The following is a 1,252-nucleotide window of genomic DNA, read 5'->3' on the forward strand; positions in this document are numbered from 1 at the left end:
TGTGGTCCAGGACCCGGCGGGTGACATGGACCGTGGTCTCCGTGATCCCGTACATATTCACCAGCCGCGGCCCGCCCCCCTCCTCCGGATGCCGCGCATACCACCCCGCCAGCCGGCCCGGATCCAACGCCTCACCACCGAACACCACACACCTCAACACCAGCCCGTCCCCCACCCCCGGCTGCTCCGCATCCGCCTGCATCAGCTGATAAAACGCCGACGGCGTCTGATTCAGCACCGTCACCCCCTCCGCCACCAACAACCCCAAAAACTCCCCCGGCGAACGCGACACACCAAACGGCACCACCACCAGCCGCCCCCCGAACAACAACGCCCCCCACAACTCCCACACCGAAAAATCAAACGCATACGAATGAAACAACGTCCACACATCACCCGCCCCGAACCCGAACCACCCCTCCGTCTCCGCAAACAACCGCACCACCTGCCCGTGCGACACCACCACACCCTTCGGCCGCCCCGTCGAACCCGACGTATAAATCACATACGCCGGATGCCCCGCCTCCACCACCCCACCCCGCTCCCCGTCCGACAACGCCCCCACCCCACGCCCCGCAAGATCCGCAACAACCCCCGGATCATCCAAAACCACCACACCCACACCAAACCCCACACCCACACCCACCCCCCTCGCAGCCTCCAGACCCGCCACCACACCAGCCGACGAAATCAACACCACCGGCGCCGCATCCTCCAGAACAAACGCCATCCGCTCCACCGGATACGACGGATCCACCGGCACATAACCCCCACCCGCCTTCACCACCGCCAACAACGCCACCACCAAATCCACCGAACGCTCCAACGCCACCGCCACCAACCGCTCCGGACCCACCCCCCGCTCCACCAACAACCGCGCCAACGCATTCGCCCGCCCGTCCAACTCCCCATACGACAACGAAACCCCACCACCACACACCGCCACCGCACCCCCCGACACCAACACCCGCCGCTCAAACCACCCCCCCAACGACAACCCACCCACACCACCCACACCATCACCAAACCCCACACCACCCACAGACCCCACACCACCCACAGACCCCACACCACCCACAACACCCGCAGAACCCACAGACCCCACACCCACCGAACCCGCAACCAAACCCGCCCGCTCCACCGACGACAACACACCCACCCCACCCACACGACCCAACGGATCCCCCACCACACCCTCCAACACCCGCACAAACCGCTCCACCAACAACACCACCGACCCACGATCAAACAA

Annotated in this window: 1 protein-coding gene; it reads right to left on the bottom strand. The window is 65.6% G+C overall.

What is annotated here, in order from left to right; genetic code table 11:
* The coding region (locus tag ACIQ9E_RS29735) for an AMP-binding protein (RefSeq protein WP_403712310.1) at positions 1 to 1,234 on the bottom strand (1,234 nt) is incomplete at its 3' end.
* Positions 1,235 to 1,252 lie beyond the last annotated feature (18 nt).

Source organism: Streptomyces sp. NPDC094448 (genome assembly GCF_044763775.1).
GTDB lineage: Bacteria > Actinomycetota > Actinomycetes > Streptomycetales > Streptomycetaceae > Streptomyces.